The 17073-nt window shown below is 60.3% G+C and carries 12 protein-coding genes and 1 riboswitch; of the genes, 2 read left to right on the top strand and 10 right to left on the bottom strand.

Annotation, left to right across the window (positions count from 1 at the left end):
- Positions 1 to 105 precede the first annotated feature (105 nt).
- Complete coding sequence (gene ltaE, locus J4E42_RS13300) at positions 106 to 1110, bottom strand: low-specificity L-threonine aldolase (protein ID WP_207285407.1); 1005 nt, start codon at positions 1108 to 1110, stop codon at positions 106 to 108.
- Between the two features lie 197 nt (positions 1111 to 1307).
- Positions 1308 to 1479: riboswitch (FMN riboswitch) on the top strand.
- 114 nt (positions 1480 to 1593) lie between these two features.
- Here ltaE and J4E42_RS13305 point away from each other — a divergent pair.
- Complete coding sequence (locus J4E42_RS13305) at positions 1594 to 2103, top strand: 6,7-dimethyl-8-ribityllumazine synthase (RefSeq protein ID WP_192417022.1); 510 nt, start codon at positions 1594 to 1596, stop codon at positions 2101 to 2103.
- Between the two features lie 121 nt (positions 2104 to 2224).
- Here the strand turns inward: J4E42_RS13305 and astE are convergent, their stop codons facing one another.
- The 7 genes from astE to J4E42_RS13340 all read right to left on the bottom strand — a co-directional run bounded on the left by astE (position 2225) and on the right by J4E42_RS13340 (position 10064).
- A complete protein-coding gene (astE, locus tag J4E42_RS13310) occupies positions 2225 to 3235 on the bottom strand; it encodes a succinylglutamate desuccinylase (RefSeq protein ID WP_008033106.1) in 1011 nt (336 codons plus the stop codon).
- A 12-nt stretch (positions 3236 to 3247) separates the two neighbouring features.
- Positions 3248 to 3535, bottom strand: coding sequence for a hypothetical protein (locus tag J4E42_RS13315; protein WP_008033108.1), 288 nt, complete (start codon positions 3533 to 3535; stop codon positions 3248 to 3250).
- Positions 3536 to 3555: 20 nt separating this feature from the next.
- Positions 3556 to 4902 carry an N-succinylarginine dihydrolase gene (gene astB / locus J4E42_RS13320; RefSeq protein WP_008033110.1) on the bottom strand — a complete coding sequence of 449 codons (1347 nt, stop codon included), beginning with the start codon at positions 4900 to 4902 and terminating at the stop codon, positions 3556 to 3558.
- 162 nt (positions 4903 to 5064) lie between these two features.
- Positions 5065 to 6534, bottom strand: coding sequence for a succinylglutamate-semialdehyde dehydrogenase (gene astD, locus J4E42_RS13325; RefSeq protein ID WP_192227969.1), 1470 nt, complete (start codon positions 6532 to 6534; stop codon positions 5065 to 5067).
- Positions 6531 to 7556 carry an arginine N-succinyltransferase gene (gene astA / locus J4E42_RS13330; RefSeq protein WP_207285408.1) on the bottom strand — a complete coding sequence of 342 codons (1026 nt, stop codon included), beginning with the start codon at positions 7554 to 7556 and terminating at the stop codon, positions 6531 to 6533. The genes astD and astA overlap by 4 nt, the downstream gene beginning before the upstream one ends.
- Before the next feature lie 71 nt (positions 7557 to 7627).
- On the bottom strand, positions 7628 to 8647 hold the full coding sequence (gene aruF, locus J4E42_RS13335) for an arginine/ornithine succinyltransferase subunit alpha (protein ID WP_008033116.1): 1020 nt from the start codon (positions 8645 to 8647) through the stop codon (positions 7628 to 7630).
- 196 nt (positions 8648 to 8843) lie between these two features.
- On the bottom strand, positions 8844 to 10064 hold the full coding sequence (locus J4E42_RS13340) for an aspartate aminotransferase family protein (RefSeq protein WP_008033117.1): 1221 nt from the start codon (positions 10062 to 10064) through the stop codon (positions 8844 to 8846).
- A gap of 287 nt (positions 10065 to 10351) precedes the next feature.
- On the opposite strand from J4E42_RS13340, the gene J4E42_RS13345 reads away from it, so the two are divergent.
- Positions 10352 to 15067: a dermonecrotic toxin domain-containing protein gene (locus J4E42_RS13345; protein ID WP_207285409.1), complete on the top strand. Its 4716-nt coding sequence runs from the start codon at positions 10352 to 10354 to the stop codon at positions 15065 to 15067.
- Between the two features lies 1 nt (position 15068).
- Here J4E42_RS13345 and argR read toward each other — a convergent pair whose 3' ends face one another.
- A complete protein-coding gene (gene argR, locus J4E42_RS13350) occupies positions 15069 to 16049 on the bottom strand; it encodes a transcriptional regulator ArgR (protein WP_008033121.1) in 981 nt (326 codons plus the stop codon).
- Positions 16050 to 16295: 246 nt separating this feature from the next.
- Entirely contained in the window at positions 16296 to 17060 is a 765-nt protein-coding gene (locus tag J4E42_RS13355) for an ABC transporter ATP-binding protein (protein ID WP_008034888.1), read from the bottom strand.
- Positions 17061 to 17073 lie beyond the last annotated feature (13 nt).

Below are 17073 nucleotides of genomic sequence, written 5' to 3' on the forward strand. Positions count from 1 at the left end.
ACGTCAACAGACGAAGCGACGGCAAAGGGCCGCATTATATCGGCCCAGCGCGCGGGGTACAGCGTGTTTATACGATAGAAACGGTCAATTGGACGGCTAACGCTGTCAGTTGCGCGAAAACTCGACGAATGTCGCGATGACTTGCTCGATTTGCGCGCGGCTCACGTCCATGTGCGTGACCATTCTAAGACGACCGGCGGCGCTGAGTTTGATCCCGCGCTCAGCGGCAAACGCCTTGATCGCCTCGGCCTTGTCGCCCATCTGCACATAAACCATGTTGGTCTGCACCGGTTCGACTTCGTAACCGGCTTTCCGCAGTCCGTCCGCGAGGAATTGCGCATTGGCATGGTCGTCCGCCAGACGCAGGACGTTGTTATCCAGTGCGTACAGCCCCGCCGCCGCCAGAATCCCGGCCTGACGCATGCCGCCGCCGACCATCTTGCGCAGACGGCGCGCCTTGCCGATCAACTCGACCGAGCCGCACAACACCGAACCGATCGGCGCGCCCAGCCCCTTGGACAAGCAGACCGACACAGAATCGAAATGCTGGGTGATTTCCCGGGCATCGACACCCAGTTTGACTGCCGCGTTGTACAGGCGAGCGCCGTCGAGGTGCAGTTGCAACCCGTGTTCGCGAGTGAAACTGCGCGCCCGGGCCAGATACTCCAGCGGCAGAACCTTGCCCTGCATGGTGTTTTCCAGCGCCAGCAAGCGGGTGCGGGCGAAATGGAAATCGTCCGGTTTGATCGCGGCAGCCACCTGAGCCAGGTCCAGCGAGCCGTCGGCCTGCACTTCCAGCGGTTGCGGCTGGATCGAACCGAGCACCGCCGCGCCGCCACCTTCGTACTTATACGTGTGCGCCTGCTGGCCAACGATGTATTCGTCACCGCGCTCGCAGTGCGCCATCAGGCCCAGCAGGTTGCTCATGGTGCCGGTCGGCACGAACAGCGCCGCGGCAAAGCCCAAGCGTTTCGCCAACTCGGCTTCCAGACGATTGACCGTCGGATCTTCACCGTAGACGTCGTCACCGGTGGCCGCGTTGGCCATCGCGTCGAGCATCCCTGGAGTCGGCTGAGTGACGGTGTCGCTGCGAAGATCGATAACGCTCATGAATCTGGCCTCGGTAAGCAGGGGAAAATCCCTTTCGGAATGGAATTACTGCGGTCATGTCGACGAATAATCAACCCTTGGGCGAGGAAAAGACGCAGCAAGTGAGCGAAAAAGTCGATAGCAATCATCAGATAGCAGCAATGCACAGCTGAGAAATATGTGTTAAAAACGCTGCGCCGCCAGACAATCTGTCGGCAAAACGTTCTCAGGGCGGGGTGCAACTCCCCACCGGCGGTAATTGCGCGCAATGCGCATAGCCCGCGAGCGCTCGGCGACAGGCACGGCTTCGGCGGTGTTTGACGGCAAGGTCAGCAGACCCGGTGTGATCCCGGGGCCGACGGTCATAGTCCGGATGAAGAGAGAACGGGATTGGCGCCGCCTAGGCTCGATACCAAAGCGCCGTCCGCGGGCATTCGTGCCTGCGTACCCTTAAATCCCATTCGATTCATATGCCCTGTTTTATACATAAACAGGAGTCAGAACATGCAACCCACCGCAATCGACAGCAAAAGCAAACACCATCAGGGCGAGCGCGTTGCGTTCATCCAGGCCTGCTGGCACAAGGAAATCGTCGATCAGAGCCGTAAGGGCTTCGTCGCAGAAATGATTGCTCAGGGTTATCAGGAATCCGACATCGACTTCTTCGAAGTCGGCGGCGCCTTTGAAATGCCCCTGCACGCCAAGTTGCTGGCCAAGACCGGCCGTTATGCCGGTATTGTCGCGGCTGCCCTGGTGGTGGACGGCGGGATCTACCGTCACGAATTCGTCGCCCAGTCTGTGGTCAGCGGCTTGATGCAGGTTCAATTGGAAACCGAAGTGCCGGTGTTCTCGGTGTCCCTGACCCCGCACCACTTCCATGCCGGCGAAGAGCATCAGAAGTTCTTCTTCGAGCATTTCGTGCACAAAGGCCAGGAAGCGGCGAAGACGTGTGCGGATACGCTGAGCAAGATTCGGGCGTTGCGTCGCAGCGAGCCACGTGCGGTAGCCGTCTAAACACCGCTCCCCCTGTAGGAGCGAGGCTTGCCCGCGAAAGCGATTTAACATTCAACATCATCGCTGAATCTGGAATCGCTTTCGCGGGCAAGCCTCGCTCCTACAGAGTCAACGTCGTCAGTTAGGCAAGGTTTTCGTCGGTGGTCGGCACGATCAGGATGCCGGCGCGCAGGCCGTTCTTGACCTTGGGGTTCGGGAAGATAATCCGCGCGCCCTCTTCTTCGATGATCCAGCGCGTCTGGGCGATGTCTTCGGCCAGCAGATAACCCACTTCCAGTTCCGAAAAGTTCTCGATGTCCGCCGGCAGGTTCAAGCGGAAGCTATCGCTGTGCTTGATGATTTCCCGTGCCACGCTGAACAACTGCAACCCATTCAGCGCCTCTTCGGTCAGTTCCGGCTCGGTGCCTTCGATGATCTGTTTAAGGCGGGTTTCCAGCAGGGAGACGTTGACCCCGTCGTTCTGCCCGAACGGCCGCGCCTTGCCCAACTCCAGGGTGAAAGACTCGGCACCCAGCTTGTCGTAGGTGTAGGAACTGAAAACGATGGACGGCTTGTTTTGCAGCAACACCGCTTCCATGCCGGCGGCGCGCAGGCGAGCCAGTTCCTGACGTGAATGCTGGCGATCTTCCTTCCATGGATACAACGCAAACTGCTCGATCTTCGAGCCTCGAATCGCGGTGTGCAGGTCGTAATGCAGACGATCGCGATCCGGCAGGCTGAAGAAACTGGCCGCCAGCCGCTCCAGTTCACAGGCGCGCAGGGCTTCGGAGCCGCTGGTTTGTTCGTGACGGCCGTTGAACAGCCGATTGACGTCCTGCTCGATAAAGCGCTCGCCCTTGCGAATCGCTTCCGGGTTGCCGAACAGGAACAGAATACGTGCGCGCGGCTTCAAGTCGCCGCGAGCGATGTCATGCAACAGACGATCGAGCAACTCGATCGGCGCTGTTTCGTTGCCATGGATCCCGGCTGACAGCAGCAGGTCCAGGCCATTGTCGCGAGCCTCAGGTGGCCGGACTTCCAGCGCACCTTCGCTCAACCAGCGCATGCGCACGCCTTCGACAGTCAGTTGAGTCTTCTCCGCCGGTTCGCGGCCGGCGAGGGTCAGTTCAAGCAGTTTGCCGAGGGCGAGCATAGAGCGGTTTCCTTAGTGGTCGTGGGCGCAATCCGGGCCGTGCACGTGGTCTTCGTCGCCGACTTCAGCCGGTTCCATTTCCAGTTGCAGACTTACCAGATTAGTCGCCAATGGGCGCAGCAGCAGGTTGGCGTATTCAGCGTCACCTTCTTCGACGTCCACGCCGATCAGCAACTGGCCACGGCCATCGTGCTGAATCCACAGCTCTTTGCCTTGCCAAATGACAGCGACGCGGGTGCAGGAAGTTTCCAGTTGCGTGCCGTCGGTGTCTTCAAGGATCAGCTGCAGGGTATCGCTCATGTGTTTTACGCTCTCGACGTTCAATTGATCTGGAATGGATAAACCGCGCCCAGTTTAAGGATTTGCGTCAGTTCATCCAGTGCCGTCCGGCACTCAAGCAGCAATTGCGGGTCCGCAAGGTCGGTTTCGGCCATGCGGTCGCGGTAGTGCTTTTCGACCCATTCGGTCAGCGTGCCGTACAACGGTGCCGTCATGATAACCCCTGGGTTGACGGCCGCCAGTTCGGTTTCATTCAGTGCCACGCGTAAACGCAGGCACGCCGGGCCACCGCCGTTCTGCATGCTTTGCTTCAGATCGAAGACTTTGACTTCGCGGATAAGGCCGCCAGAACTGGTCAGGCTTTGCAGGTACTGCCAGACGCGCTCGTTGCCACGGCACTCTTCCGGCACGATCAACAGCATCGAGCCGTCAGGACGCGACAGCAACTGGCTGTTGAACAGGTAGGAACGCACCGCGTCTTCCACGGTAACCGCCGAACGGGGTACGCACACCGACTGGAATTTGCCGCCGACCTTGGCGAGTTTGCTTTGCAGCTCGGCCAGCATCTGTTCGGTGTCGAGGAACGCGTCCTCGTGATAGAACAGCACCTCGCCGTTACCCACCGCGATCACGTCGTTGTGGAACACGCCCTGATCGATCACCGCAGGATTCTGCTGGGCGTAGACCACGCCGTCATCGCTCAAGCCGTGCAGACGAGCAACGGCTTGCGAGGCTTCGAGGGTCTGGCGCGCCGGGTACTTCTGCGGTGCCGGGTAGCGGTTATCGAACGCACTGCGACCGAACACAAAGAACTCGACGCCGGCTTCACCGTATTCACGGCAGAAACGCGTGTGGTTGGCTGCGCCTTCGTCACCGAATTGCGCCACGGCCGGCAACGCCGCGTGGTGAGCGAAGTGCTTCTGATCAGCGAACATTGCACCCAGTACACGACTGGTGGTCGGGTGCTCGATGCTGCGGTGGTATTTGCAGTTGAGGTTGGCGGCGGTGAAATGCACGCGACCGTCGGCAGTGTCGGCGCTCGGGCTGACCGTGGCGGCGTTGGCCACCCACATGCTCGACGCCGAGCAACTGGCGACCAGCAACGGCATCGCGTCTTTCGCCGCTTGCTCGATCACTTGCGCGTCGGTGCCGCTGAAGCCCAGGCGACGCAGGGCGGCGACATCAGGACGCTCTTGCGGGGCCAGAACGCCTTGTTGAAAGCCCATTTCCATCAGCGCTTTCATTTTCGCCAGGCCTTGCAGCGCAGCTTCCTTCGGGTTCGAAGACTGCTGGCTGTTGCTCTGGGACGCGACGTTGCCGTAGGACAGGCCGCCGTAGTTATGGGTCGGCCCCACTAGACCGTCAAAATTGACTTCATAGGATTTCATCAGCGAGGCTCCACGAGAATCTGTTTTTATAGGCTTCAGTTACTGTTCAGTACGACCGCGTTGCGGTCATCGCCAGCAGGCTGGCTCCCACAGTGATTGGGTGGTACACAAAATGTGTGAACACCACCGAACCTGTGGGAGCCAGCCTGCTGGCGATGGGCATCACGCCATCTTCACGCCAGGCGTAAGGGCCGCTGGCAACGTCAGGCTCGGCGTTTCCAGCGAGGCCACCGGGTACGCGCAGTAATCTGCCGCGTAATAGGCGCTGGCGCGGTGGTTGCCCGAGGCGCCGACGCCGCCGAACGGTGCGCTGCTCGCAGCACCGGTCAGCTGTTTGTTCCAGTTGACGATACCGGCACGGCTTTCCAGCCAGAACTGCTGATAACGCGCTTCGGAATCCGACAGCAAACCGGCCGCCAGGCCATAGTCGGTGTCGTTGGCTTCAGCGATGGCCGCTTCAAAATCAGCGTAGCGGATCACTTGCAGCAACGGGCCGAACAGCTCTTCGTCAGGACGATCGGCAACGGCGGTCACGTCCAGAATACCTGGGGTCAGCAACGCGGCTTGTGCCTCAGGCTGAGTCATTTCCAGCAACGCCACGGCGCCATTGGCCAGCAGATGTTCCTGCGCATCCATCAGCGCTTTTGCCGCGCCAAGGGAAATCACCGAGCCCATGAACGGCGCTGGCTGCTGATCGAACGCACCGACTTCAATCGTCGAGCTGACCGCCACCAGACGCGCCAGCAACGTGTCGCCCCAGGCGCCCTGCGGCACCAGCAAGCGACGGGCACAGGTGCAACGTTGACCGGCAGAAATGAAAGCGGACTGAATGATGGTGTACACCGCTGCATCCAGATCAGCGACCTCATCGACCACCAGCGGGTTATTACCACCCATCTCCAGCGCGAGGATCTTGTCCGGACGACCGGCAAACTGCTGGTGCAGGTGATTGCCGGTACGGCTCGAACCGGTGAAGAACAGACCGTCGATGCCCGGGTTCGCCGCCAGGGCGATACCGGTTTCGCGAGCGCCTTGCAGCAGGTTCAACACGCCGGCTGGCAGGCCGGCTTCGATCCAGCACTTGACCGTCAGTTCGGCGACTTTCGGGGTCAGCTCGCTCGGTTTGAACAGCACGCTGTTACCGGCCAGCAGCGCCGGCACGATATGACCGTTGGGCAAGTGACCCGGGAAGTTGTAAGGACCGAACACCGCGACCACGCCGTGTGGCTTGTGGCGCAACACGGCGGTGGCGTCGCCCAGCGGGCCGCTCTTCTCGCCGGTGCGTTCGCGGTAGCTCTGCACCGAAATCGCAATCTTGTTGACCATGCTGGTCACTTCAGTCGCCGCTTCCCACAGCGGTTTACCGGTTTCTTCACCGATGCAACGCGCCAGTTCGTCAGCGTTGTTTTTCAGCGCGCCAGCAAAGGCTTCCAGCACCGAAATACGTTCTTCCAAAGTACGGCGAGCCCAACCCGGAAACGCCTGACGCGCGGCTTGCACGGCGGACTCAACCTGAGCGGCGGTAGCGCCCTCGCCGGCCCACAGCACTTGCTGGGTCACCGGGTTCAACGATTGGAAGGCTTCACCCTGACCGGCCAGCCATTCACCTGCGATGTATAGCGAATTCATTATTTCGACTCCCGAGCAGCAGACAACGGAACGGCGCGCACTTGATCGCCGGCGTTGAGTTGAAGACGTTTGGCGGTCAGCGGATCGACTACCAGCGTACCGGCGGCAAGACGTGCGGGAGCGGCAGTGATCCGGCAGTCTTCGCGCTTGCGGTTGTGAATGATGAATGGCGTGGCGTCGTCACCCGGCGTGCCAACGGCCAACACCAGCGCCTGACTGTCTCGCACGGCGCGGATCTTGCCGGTTTCGCATTCGATGGCCGGGCCGGCGTCGAAAATGTCGACGTAGCCCTGGTAGCTGAAACCTTCGCTCTTGAGCATGGCCAGCGCCGGCTCGGTGTCCGGGTGAACCTGACCGATCACGTTACGCGCATCCGGCGACAGGAAGCAGGTGTACAGCGGGAATTTCGGCATCAGTTCGGCGATGAACGCCTTGTTGCCCACGCCGGTCAGGTAATCGGCCTGGCTGAATTCCATCTTGAAGAAGTGTCGACCCAGGCTTTCCCAGAACGGCGAACGCCCTGCTTCGTCGGAGACACCGCGCATTTCGGCAATGATCTTGTTGCCGAACAATTGCGGGAACTCGGCGATGAACAGCATTCGCGCCTTGGACAACATGCGGCCGTTGAGGCCGGTGCGGAAATCGGCGTGCAGGAACAACGAGCACAATTCCGAGTTGCCGGTCAGGTCGTTGGCCAGAAACAGCGTCGGGATTTCGCGGTAGATGTTCAGCTCTTGCGAAGCGCTGACCGTCAGGCCGACCCGGAAGTTGTACCAGGGCTCACGCAGGCCGACGGCGCCGGCAATGGCGGAAATGCCTACCACACGACCGTTGTCGTCTTCGAGGACGAACAGATAGTCCGCATCGCCGCGCCCGGCCTCGCCACGAAAGGTCTTCTCGGCCCAGCCGACCCGATGGGCCAGACGCTCTTCGTTGGCCGGCAAGGTGGTCAGGCCGGTGCCGGTGCTGCGGGCCAGGTCGATCAGAGCGGGTAAATCGCTGCTGCGTACGGGACGAACGATCATGCTATCTCCTCAAACGGGCCGCTTGCGCCACCCGCGAAACACTTGCTGCTTTCTAGGTTGAAAAGCAGGCGTTAAACCGCCACCAGGCGCACACTTGCACCTTCACCGACGCCCAGGGCTTCGGCCGCTTCCAGATCCAGGGTCACGGGTTTGCCCGGCGCGTAATCGAGCTCGAGCAACACGGCGCGGTAATCCTGCAACTGCGCATTGGCCACCAGGTACTGACGACCGGCACCTTTGACCGGCTCGCCGATTTTCACCGGCACTACACGGCTCTGGGCGATCGAGCGGATCCCCGAAACACGCGCATGCAACGTCGGGCCGCCGTCGAAAATGTCGATGTAGTGATCGGTCTCGAAGCCTTCGCGCATCAGGATGTCGAAAGTGATCTGCGCCCGCGGGTGCACCTGGCCCATCGCTTCTTGCGCGGAGTCCGGCAGCAACGGCACGTAGATCGGGTAATGCGGCATCAGCTCGGCGAGGAACGTGCGGCTCTTCAGACCGCACAGACGCTCGGCTTCGGCGTAGTTGAGGTCGAAGAAGTTGCGACCGATGGCGTCCCAGAACGGCGAGTCGCCATTTTCATCGCTGTAACCGACGATCTCGGTCACCACGGAATCGGCAAAGCGCTCCGGATGGCTGGCCACGAACAGCAAACGGCCACGGGAGTTGAGCTCGGCCCACGGCGAACCCACCAACTCGCGCTGCACGTAGAAACTGGTCAGCAAGCTGTTGCCGGTCAGGTCGTGGCACTGGGAGAGCACGTGAATCTTGTTATGAATCTTCAGCTCGCGGGAGGCGTGCACGAAGGTTTCATTGCGGAAGCTGTAGAACGGCTCGGAATAACCGGCCGAGGCAACGATGGCCGAGCAGCCGGCCAGTTTGCCGGTGGCCGTATCTTCGAGGACGAAGAAATAGCTCTCTTCACCGTTGAAGCTGACTTCGGCAGCAAACGAGGCTTCGCTCGCGGCGATCTTGTCGCTCAGGCGTTCAACGTCATCCGGCAAGGAAGTGACACCAATCGGGCTGTCCGCAGCCAGACGCTGTACCTCGCCCAGATCAGCCATTTGCGCGGGGCGCATCACCAGCATGGTGTCACTCCTTTCTCATACTCTTTGAGGAAAATAAGCCGGCCCCTTGTAGGAGCGAAGCTTGCTCGCGAAGGTGTGTCAGTCACAGTGATGTCGACTGACACACCTTCGCGAGCAAGCTTCGCTCCTACAGAAAAGCGGGGCCGGCATCAAAATTGGGTTCGACGCCTGAAATCATCAGGCGTCGAAGGGTCTATCAGGCTTGCGTCAGTTTTGCTGCAGCGCGCTCGAAACGATCCAGGCCGGCATCGATATCGGCGTCTTCAACCACCAGGCTTGGCGCAAAACGCACCACGTCCGGGCCGGCTTGCAGGACCATCAGGCCTTCGCGCTCGGCGGCGTTGAAGATGTCCTTCGCCTTGCCTTTCCAGGCCTCGCTCAGCACGCAACCGATCAACAGGCCCATGCCACGAACCTTGGTGAACAGGCCGTATTTCTCGCCGATCTGCTCCAGGCGAGCCTTGAACTTGTCGTGTTTGGCGTTGACGCCGGCCAGCACTTCAGGGGTGTTGATCACGTCGATCACCGCTTCGGCGACGGCGCACGCCAGCGGGTTGCCACCGTAAGTGGTGCCGTGGGTGCCGACGACCAGGTGTTTGGCCAGGTCTTCGGTGGTCAGCATGGCTGCAATCGGGAAACCGCCGCCCAGGCTCTTCGCGCTGGTCAGGATGTCCGGGATCACGCCGTAATGCTGGTAGGCAAACAGATGGCCAGTACGGCCCATGCCGGTCTGCACTTCGTCGAAAATCAGCAGCGCGTTGTGCGCGGTGCACAGATCACGGGCGCCTTGCAGGTATTCGAGCTCGGCCGGGATCACACCGCTCTCGCCCTGGATCGGTTCCAGGACCACGGCGCAGGTCTTGTCGGAAATGGCGGCTTTCAGCGCGGCCAGATCGTTGTACGGCACGTGGGTGATGCCGGTGATTTTCGGACCGAAACCGTCGGAATACTTCGACTGGCCACCGACGTTCACGGTGAACAGGGTACGGCCGTGGAAGCTGTTGAGCGCGGCGATGATTTCGTACTTCTCGCTGCCAAACCGATCATGGCCGACACGACGGGCCAGCTTGAAAGCGGCCTCGTTGGCTTCGGCGCCGGAGTTGCAGAAGAACGCACGCTCGGCAAAGGTTGCGTCGATCAGCTTGTGCGCCAGGCGCAGGGCAGGCTCGTTGGTGAACACGTTGGACACGTGCCACAGCTTGTTCGCCTGCTCGGTCAAGGCACCGACCAGCGCCGGGTGCGCATGGCCCAATACGTTAACGGCAATCCCGCCGGCGAAGTCGATCAGCTCGCGGCCAGACTGGTCCCATACGCGGGAACCGGCGCCACGCACAGGAATGAAGGCGGCAGGCGCATAGTTGGGAACCATTACCTGGTCGAAATCGGCGCGTTCTACCGCAGCGTGCTCAACGGACATCGGAGTCTCCTGAAGAGGAACACTCGCCGGAAACTGGCGAGCGATGGGGGGATTGTAAGGACAGTTTTCAGCCCGGCCTTGCCGCCAAGCGACAACTTCTTATAGCGCAAACCCCGGTTTCAGCCGGGTTTACGGCAATGCGACATATAGCGTCGCAAAGGCGCAGTTTAAACCGGCGGCACAGGTTATAGGCAGGCTTGTCGAACGGTGCGGTAAATATGTACCGCACACCGTGCTTCATCGTTTGTTTTCCTTGGGTTCCATCCAAACGCTAACGGACTAGCGCCATGATTCAGCATGACCCCGAGCTTACGGCTCAGCCAGACGCGCATTTCCAGCATGCGTTCCACAATCTGCCCGACTGGCTATTAACAGCATCGCCCGCTACGCGCACTGCACTGAAAAGCGCGCGGCTGGACATCCCTGAATGGCACGCCCAGGCAACCCGCCAGCAGCACCAATCATTGAAAGCGGCCAGCACGCACTACCTGGCCCAGCGTAACCACCTGGAATCCATGCTGGATAAATTGCAGAACGCCCGGGACTTTGCCGAACCGCTTCTGCGTGACGCATTGAAAACCCGGTACGGCCTGGAACTGGACGTCAAGACGACCTTCCTGCGCCTGTACATTCCGCAGACCGTTCCGTGGTTCCCGATCAAGACCGGTGCCGCGCGCACCTGGACGGTTTCGCTGCTCGACGCCGCCCTGCACAACTTTCAGGATTCGGAAACCGAAGCGCAGGCTTATGAATCTGCCTCGACGTTCATCACCGAACCCTCGTCCACCGGGCAATTCGATACATTGCCGGCGATCAAGCGCCAACTCTCCATTCAGAACTTCACCCGGTTGTGCAGGGAGCTGGATATCGGCGGTCGATACGAGGCCCACCTCAAGGAAAACCTGGGGTTTACCAACCCGGTCGCCGCTGCCGTGTTGAAGTCGAGCGTGATCAAGACGCACAAGGCCGCCCTGCTATCAGCCCTGCATCTGGCCCAGGTCCGTGGCGACCTGCCGCTGGATGCAGGGCAATCGATTCTCGACATGATCGAGAGCCGCGAAAACGTGGGGCTGGACAACTGGCGACTGCACTGTCACGACCTGAGCCTGATGTCTTCATTGCTGACCGGCATCGTCATTTTCGCGCCGCGACTTGACCTCACCGCCCAGCGGTCGAGGATCATCGTCTACATCCCCGACGACCCGGAACACCCGTTCAAACAATACCCCGACACCCTGGCGTTCATGACCGAGCTGACCCGCAAACTGCGTTCGCCTGCTTATCAGACGTTCTTCAGCCGGTTCATCGATCATCAGGAACGAGGCCACTTTTTCGCCGACCTCAACAGTCACCTCCGCGCCGTGACCTGGCATGAACACCAGCGCGGCGATCCGCTGCCGAGCTGGCGCGACACCCCCATCGACAAGCCCAACCTGCAGTTCTCGGTGAACCCGATCAGAAACGATCTGTGGACTCACCTCTACCAGCAGCAATTGAACAAACTGCTCAATGATGCACGAACCCTTGCGGTCTCTACCGCCAGTGCCGACCGAGCAGCGCGATGGGCGGCGTGGGACGCCTTCAGCAATGTCGCCAAAAAGATCCTTGAAGTGGCGTCGTTCGTGGCCCTGCCCTTTGTTCCGTTTCTGGGCGAATTGATGCTCGCCTACATGGCCTATCAAGTGCTCGACGACACGTTCGAAGGCATCATCGACTGGGCCGAAGGCCTGAAAACCGAAGCGTTCGGACACTTGATGACGATCGCCGAAACGGTGGTTGAACTCGGGACGTTCGCGGTGGGCGGCGTCATGGCGGCCGGTGCGTTCAATGGCCTCATGTCTCGCGAGGCGGTGACGCTGATTTCCCCGCTCAAACCCATCAAGACAGCCACAGGCAAAACCCGATACTGGAAACCGGATCTCGCGCCTTACGAACAGTCCGTTGATCTGCCGGACGCTGCCAGCCCCGACCCTCTCGGTTTGTATCAGCATGAGGGCAAAACACTGGCGCGCGTAGAAGGCAAGCTCTACTCGGTAAAACCGGACAGCAAGACAGGCCGTTTTCAGATTCAGCACCCGCGCCGGGCCGACGCCTATCAGCCGGTTCTGCGACACAACAGCCATGGTGCCTGGCAAACCATGCTGGAGCGACCGCTGACGTGGGACAGGGAAACCGTGCTGCGCCGCCTCGGCCAGAGCGTCGAATCGTTCAATACTGCCGAGCGCGAGCAACTCCTGCAGATCAGCGGTTTTCACGACAACGTGTTGCGCGAGATCCATGTCGAGAATCAGCGCCCACCTTCGCTGCTGACCGACACGATCAAGCGCTTCAAGATCGACCGCGACATTCAGGCGCTGGTCGAGCAGACCGGCAGTGACCATCCCGACCGCTATCAGGCGCTGAACCAGCGCAGATCGCTGTTCCAGTCTCGCTACCGTGAACTTGAAAAAACCGCCGATCGCCACGTTCTGCTACTGCAAGGCGAAGTACAGGGACTGCCCACGGACATCGCACAAGAACTGGTGAGCAACGCAAGCGGCACCGAGCTGAAGCAAATGCACAACGGCCGCTTGCCCCAGCGCCTCAAGGATGTAGCGCTGAAAGCCATGGACGCGGTGCGTGTCGCCAGAGCCTATGAGGGGTTTTATCTGCAGGGCATGGAAACGGCGGACACCCATCGCCTGGCCCTGCATAGCCTTGAATCACTGCCCGGCTGGCCTGCTCGCCTGCGCATCGAAGTCAGGGAGTTCGCCCATGAGGGGACGTTGCGCGACAGCATCGGTCAGCCCGACGCCCCCATCCTCAAGACACTGGTATACGCCGAGGACCACACGTATCGGGTCCATGAAAACACGTCTCTGCCGAGCGACTTTTATCAGGCCCTCCTGCAGGCACTGCCCGACGCTGAGCGCACGGCATTGGGTCTTTCCGCCGAAGACGGTCAGCTACTCAAACAACGCATTGCCGAGCATGCGCAGAACAAACCCGCGTTGCGCACGCTACTGGTGAAGCATCCCAACCGAAAACCCTTCTATGACCCGGCGACCATGCGCCTGCCCGGCGGATCGGAGGGTTACAAGCGAACAGGTCGTCCCATCCCCACACTGGATGACAGGGTTCGCGAGGTGTATCCAGGCCTGCCCCAGGATGAACTACGCGCCGTCGTCGCCCGCCTGCAAAGCCACCCCGATGGCGCTCGCGTGGAGCTTTCGCGCCTGAGTAATGAACTCGAACGGCTGCATGAAAACCTGGATACCTGGATAAAGGAAGCCCCCACCGCCCACCCCGAAACCGGACAGCCATTGAGCGAGCTGGAACAACAGGCCCAGCAGCACAACCGCCGGTTGCTGGCACAGGAAATCCAGCAGAGCTGGCGTCGGCAAACGCAACGGGACCTCGAATCGACAGAGCACAGTGACCGCTATGTATTGCGGTTTGCCGAGCCGATTCTGGGTGAGCTGCCGGTGTTGACGGCCGACTTCAGTCACGTATCGCTGGTCGCCCTCGAAGGCAGTCACGCGGAGCAAGGTGTTCACGGTTTCCTGCAAAATTTCAGCGACCTTCGTCGCCTCGACTTGCGGCGCTTCTCCCTGACCACCCTACCCGACGCCATCCCTCGGATGACCAACCTCGACACATTGGTGCTGAACGAATGCTCGATCAGGATTGATGCTGACGCGTGGTCGAAACTGTCCTCATTGAACAAACTGGTGATGCTGGACCTGTTCCGTAATCCGGTTGATGTGGTACCCGATGTCGGCGCATTTACCGAACTCGTGCACCTGGACCTGAGCGCAACCGGTCTGACTGAAATCCCCGTCAGCGCTATCACGCACCCCAGACTCGATACGCTCATGCTGATCAATAACCGGATCACCGAGCTGCCCGAAGGGGTGTTCGACAGCGTGGTCTACGACAAGCGCGGCGTACACCTGTCGGACAACCCGCTCGTCGACAGCGCTCGGCAACTCGTCAAGCTGCACTACCTCGAAACCTCATACGATCTGGGCGTCTATGCCCCCGAGGCGGATATCGAACGAGCCAGGGCACTCTACCCGAACATGGAAGTCGAGCAGGCCAGCGACTTCGTCTACGAACTGCCTGGCACACTGGAAGAGGGCCGAGCAGCGTTGACCCAACTGGAGGAAGAACTGGCTCAATTGAGCAACGATCTGACGACATGGACAGCCGATCTGCCACCGCGCCATCCGCTAACGGGTGAACCCTTCAGTGACATGCAACAGTTTGTCGAACACGCCAATCGCGATGAATTCAAAGAGGCACTGCAACGTTGCTGGCAGCATGACGCAGACCTGGATGATTTCAATGAGTCGCTTGAGCCGTCGTATGAACTCTCCATCCGCCCGGTCATCACCGGGGAACTGCCGACCCTCAGCGCTGACTTCAGCCATGTCTCGGCGCTGGAGCTGCAAAGTGTCGATGGCGTGACGCGTATCGGGCGTTTTCTGGAATCCTTCCCGAACCTGAGAAGCCTGAGGCTGCGCGACTGCAACCTCGGTGACATTCCCAATGCAGTGTTCAAGATGGGGCAACTCAGGTCACTGTCGATTCCCAACTGCCGCGTCAGTCTGTCCGTGGATTCGGTCGGTGGATTGGCGGGAATGGAACAGCTCGAATACCTCGATCTGGGCCTCAACCCCTTGGGGCTGACACCGGACCTGAGTCAGATGCCGGACCTGGCAACCATTCTGCTCAACGACACCGGCATCACCGACATACCCAATGGCCTGTTGCAACTGGCCGAACTGGACTGGGCAGACCTGAGCAGCAATGCAATCACCGACGTGCCCAGCGACCTGTTGGAGTTGCCCGCGGAAGTGGCCGAGAACATTACGCTGAGGGGCAATCCGTTTACGGAGGAAAGCCTGTTGCGGCTGATCAGTTACTTCGAACGCACACGTGCCGACTTTGGCGTAGAAGAAGTGATCAATCGAGGTGAAATGAACGTATCCACCTCTGAGGGTTCCGAGATCGACGAATAAATCAGCCGCGCTCGGACGGCACCGACGACAACTCGAACGGACTGCTGCTGCGCCGCTGGTTGCGATCTTCCCGCGGCGTGGCACCGAAGAAGTTGCGGTAGGCGCTGGAGAAATGTGGTCCCGAGGAGAAGCCGCAGGACAGGCCGATCTGGATGATCGACTTGCTGGTTTGCATCAACATCTGCCGGGCCTTGTTCAGGCGCAGTTCCAGGTAGTACTGGCTCGGCACACGGTTGAGGTATTGCTTGAAGATCCGCTCCAACTGCCGACGGGATACGCACACGTGCTGGGCGATTTCGTCGGTGGTCAGCGGCTCTTCGATGTTGGCTTCCATCAGCAACACCGCCTGGGTGAGCTTCGGATGGCTGGAACCGAGGCGATTCTGCAGCGGAATGCGTTGGCGTTCGCCGCCTTCGCGGATGCGCTCGACCACCAGTTCTTCGGATACGGCGCCAGCGAGTTCGGCGCCGTGATCACGGGCCAGCACTGCCAGCAACAGGTCGAGCACCGACAGGCCGCCACACGCCGTCAGGCGATCGCGATCCCAGTCGAACAGATGGCTGGTGGCGATGACTTTCGGGAAACGCTCGGCGAAATCGTCCTGCCAGCGCCAGTGCACGGCAGCGCGATAACCGTCGAGCAAACCGAGTTGCGCCAACGGATAAACACCGGCGGACAAACCACCGATCACGCAACCGGCACGCACCAGTTGTTTCAGCGCACTGCTGAGCGCCGGCGCGAGGGTGGTCGGCGGCTCATCGGCGAGCAGGAACAGTTTCTGCAGGTTTTCGAGCTTGCCGGCCCAGGGCTCACCCGGCAATTGCCAGGCGCCTTCGGTCGACGGTTCGGCCTGCAGGAACGACAGTTCGTAGACCACGTCCGGATGCACACGCTGGGCAACACGCAAGGCCTCCTCAGCCAGCGCAAGCGTCAGTGCTTTAGTGCTGGGCCAAATCAGGAAACCAATTCGATGGGCAGTCATGGCGGGCAATCCGAAACGAAACAGTGATGAAGGCATGGGCCAATGCTAGCCCGTAAATGAACGCAAATCTCAAACCAACAGCGATCCCTTGTAGGAGCGAGGCTTGCCCGCGAAAGCGGTGTATCAGTCAACATCATTGCTGTCTGAGCCACCGCTTTCGCGGGCAAGCCTCGCTCCTACAGGGGATCGGGGCCGGCCTCTAAATTGCGAAGCATGCACTATCCCGGTGCACAACGGCAGTCTTGATTATTTCAGGCTGCCAGAGAGGAATTGTTGCAGACGTTCGGACTGTGGATTGACCAGCACCTCACGCGGGTTGCCGCTTTCTTCGACGACACCTTTGTGCAGGAACACCAGCTGGTTCGACACTTCACGGGCGAAGCCCATTTCGTGGGTCACCACCACCATAGTCCGGCCTTCCTGGGCCAGGGCCTGCATCACCTTCAGCACGTCGCCGACCAGTTCCGGGTCGAGGGCCGAGGTCGGTTCGTCGAACAGCATCACCTCAGGTTCCATCGCCAGCGCACGGGCAATCGCCACGCGCTGCTGCTCGCCACCGGACATGTGGCCAGGGTAAGCGTCTTTACGATGTGCCACACCGACCTTGTTCAGGTAGTGCTCGGCTTTCTCGCGGGCTTCGGCCTTGGACATGCCGAGCACGTGGACCGGCGCTTCCATGATGTTTTCCATCGCGGTCATGTGCGACCACAGGTTGAAGTGCTGGAACACCATCGACAGACGCGAACGCATGCGTTGCAGCTGTTTCGGGTCAGCGGCTTTCAGCGCGCCGTCCTTGTTGGCAACCAGTTTCAGCTCTTCGTTGTTGAGCAGGATCTTGCCCGCGTGCGGCTGCTCCAGCAGGTTGATGCAGCGCAGGAAGGTACTTTTGCCGGAGCCACTGGAGCCGATGATGCTGATCACATCGCCAGCCGCCGCTTTCAGGGACACGCCCTTGAGCACTTCGTGACTGCCATAGCGTTTATGCAGGTCTTGGACTTCAAGTTTGTACATGCGGTCGGTTCTC

It is taken from the genome of Pseudomonas sp. FW300-N2A2 (assembly GCF_017351735.1).
GTDB lineage: Bacteria > Pseudomonadota > Gammaproteobacteria > Pseudomonadales > Pseudomonadaceae > Aquipseudomonas > Aquipseudomonas migulae.

Bases quoted from the DNA above. Each gene is read 5' to 3' on its own strand.
- astE (WP_008033106.1), bottom strand. From the start codon at position 3,235: ATGCTCGCCCTCGGCAAACTGCTTGAACTGACCCTCGCCGGCCGCGAA.
- ltaE (WP_207285407.1), bottom strand. From the start codon at position 1,110: ATGAGCGTTATCGATCTTCGCAGCGACACCGTCACTCAGCCGACTCCA.
- J4E42_RS13345 (WP_207285409.1), top strand. From the start codon at position 10,352: ATGATTCAGCATGACCCCGAGCTTACGGCTCAGCCAGACGCGCATTTC.
- J4E42_RS13340 (WP_008033117.1), bottom strand. From the start codon at position 10,064: ATGTCCGTTGAGCACGCTGCGGTAGAACGCGCCGATTTCGACCAGGTA.
- astB (WP_008033110.1), bottom strand. From the start codon at position 4,902: ATGAAATCCTATGAAGTCAATTTTGACGGTCTAGTGGGGCCGACCCAT.
- J4E42_RS13305 (WP_192417022.1), top strand. From the start codon at position 1,594: ATGCAACCCACCGCAATCGACAGCAAAAGCAAACACCATCAGGGCGAG.
- argR (WP_008033121.1), bottom strand. From the start codon at position 16,049: ATGACTGCCCATCGAATTGGTTTCCTGATTTGGCCCAGCACTAAAGCA.
- astA (WP_207285408.1), bottom strand. From the start codon at position 7,556: ATGATCGTTCGTCCCGTACGCAGCAGCGATTTACCCGCTCTGATCGAC.
- aruF (WP_008033116.1), bottom strand. From the start codon at position 8,647: ATGCTGGTGATGCGCCCCGCGCAAATGGCTGATCTGGGCGAGGTACAG.
- J4E42_RS13315 (WP_008033108.1), bottom strand. From the start codon at position 3,535: ATGAGCGATACCCTGCAGCTGATCCTTGAAGACACCGACGGCACGCAA.
- J4E42_RS13355 (WP_008034888.1), bottom strand. From the start codon at position 17,060: ATGTACAAACTTGAAGTCCAAGACCTGCATAAACGCTATGGCAGTCAC.